This is a genomic window from Marinilabilia salmonicolor JCM 21150, assembly GCF_000259075.1.
Taxonomy (GTDB): domain Bacteria; phylum Bacteroidota; class Bacteroidia; order Bacteroidales; family Marinilabiliaceae; genus Marinilabilia; species Marinilabilia salmonicolor.
In genome coordinates this window covers 1-2,102 of sequence record NZ_AJKI01000032.1, presented here as the reverse complement: position 1 = coordinate 2,102, position 2,102 = coordinate 1, and the positions used below count along the sequence as shown (strand labels likewise).

Here is a 2,102-nt window from a genome sequence, read left to right as displayed (position 1 = left end):
AATAGACCAGGTTAAACTCATCAATTGACATAATCCACTGATTCTTTTTGATTTCATAATCAAGATAGTCTCCATCCTGATTTCTCGTTAAGGTCGTGTTAAACAGGTATAATGATGGTTTGGTTCCTTTCAATCCAATATTAAAGAAAAAATAACGGGGTTCATTGTTATGTTCCCGGGGCGAGAAAAGATTCCTGATCGGGTCTAATAAGTGTCTGTCCATAAACTAAGCGTTTTTCACGTGTTTGAAATAGATAGTTCAAATTCAAGGCGTGTGAAAAATTTAAACCGCAGAATACTAATGTATTTGAGGATTTATATTTTGAGCAACAACGCAGAAGTCGGACTTTACAGACAAACACTAATAAAAGGTCGGCCGCTTTTAATAGGCTTATCCCGAACGTTTAAATAATTAAATCAATAGACCTGTAACTCTGTTTCTCCTTCGGGCATATAAAAAAATACATGCCATTTTACTTCGTATGGTTCAGGATAAACTTCCGGATCATATTTTATCAGTTTTATCACGGCAGTTTTATCATAAATGCCCCTTAATAATGCAATTTTCCCGTCTTTGTACATTACTAATTCATAATTACTGATGGGAAATACTTTTTTGTCCGGATGGTTGGGTTTAAAAGTTAATCGGCCTTCATTTATTCCTTCTTTTATGTCATTTAGTGTTGCCTTATAGAGTACTTCATTATAATATGGTATCCTGTTTTCTGAAAACTTAATCTCTCCTGAAATATCACAATTAACAAAGTACTGCCTGATTTCCTCATATTTCCTCAGCACCCTTTCTTCCAAATCGGGCAGAGTACGTAAATCTACGGCATTTTCTAACCGGTGTGAGTGGTTCCATGGCACCTGCGCCTGAAATGTAATGGTGGTATCCCAATATTGGGTGCCGTTGTCCAGAACATATTGCGGGAGCGTGATTACTTCGGTTAAATACTCCGGGGTGGCATCTGATTTGCGCTTGTCGGCACCGTAGCCAATGCGGAGTTTGATGGGAGATGTACTGCTTTCAAATGGGAAAACTTCCGGACTAAAAGCACGTATCTTTAAAATTTGCTTTCCACTACAATCTATATAAGGATTCAGATAATCAATTCTATATTCTGGACTTCTTCCCGTATAAGCATAGGTTAAGGGCTTGTTATTTAATTCTAAAAGAAGCATTTGAGTGCCCTGTCTGTCAACTTCCACCCAGTAAATAGGCTGCTTGTCGTAGTGCTTAACAATTCCTACTATCCTGTGAATAATGCCGTCCAGTTTTTCAAGACTGGCATTGTATTTTTGCATCATAGAATCACTGGTGCCTATCAATACGGTATCGGTATCTAAAATGTCGTGTTTCTTTTTAAACGGGGCCACTTCGTTCCAAACCGTATCAAGTTGTGATACGGTTTTGGAATCAGAAGTTTCGTGCTTGCCGGGCTCAATATTGCAGGCTACAAATGAAGCAATACAAATTATAATAAATAACAATTTTTTAATCCATATAGAACACCTGGTTATTGGTTTTGGTAATGGTTTTTTCTTCATTGATACGGGCAAGAGATTTAACCTGGACTATTCACAAATTATCTATTACGATGTTCAACTACCTGCTAAATAAAGGCGTCCTCAATAAAATTGAATTGAAAATAATTCATTATTCTCTTCATCAATTTTCTTTGCGGTTGCCCGTATTTATTGGTATTTGAACATCTCATGACGAAAACTTATGAAACGAAGTTCGACGAAGTCAATAGACCAGGTTAAACTCATCAATTGACATAATCCACTGATTCTTTTTGATTTCATAATCAAGATAGTCTCCATCCTGATTTCTCGTTAAGGTCGTGTTAAACAGGTATATTGATGGTTTCGTGCCTTTCAGTCCAACATTAAAGAAATAGTAACGGGGTTCTTTTTCATGTTCCCGGGGCCAGAAAAGATTCATGATCGGGTCTAATAAGTGCCTGTCCATAAACTAAGCGTTTTTCACGTGTTTGAAATAGAAAGTTCAAATTCAAGGCGTGTGAAAAAATTAAACCGCAGAATACTAATGTATTTGAGGATTTATATTTTGAGCAACAACGCAGAAGTCGGAC

The 2,102-nt window shown here is 36.9% G+C and carries 3 protein-coding genes; all 3 read right to left on the bottom strand.

Annotated features, from left to right (window positions below):
• Positions 1–223, bottom strand: a 223-nt coding sequence (locus W7W_RS22340; protein ID WP_010664661.1) for a hypothetical protein, incomplete at its 3' end; no start/stop codon positions are given.
• 194 nt (positions 224–417) lie between these two features.
• Entirely contained in the window at positions 418–1,494 is a 1,077-nt protein-coding gene (locus W7W_RS0115760; RefSeq protein ID WP_029510638.1) for a hypothetical protein, read from the bottom strand.
• Positions 1,495–1,753: 259 nt separating this feature from the next.
• Positions 1,754–1,978 carry a hypothetical protein gene (locus W7W_RS0115755; protein ID WP_010664659.1) on the bottom strand — a complete coding sequence of 75 codons (225 nt, stop codon included), beginning with the start codon at positions 1,976–1,978 and terminating at the stop codon, positions 1,754–1,756.
• Positions 1,979–2,102 lie beyond the last annotated feature (124 nt).

Bases quoted from the DNA above. Each gene is read 5' to 3' on its own strand.
- W7W_RS0115755 (WP_010664659.1), bottom strand. From the start codon at position 1,978: ATGGACAGGCACTTATTAGACCCGATCATGAATCTTTTCTGGCCCCGG.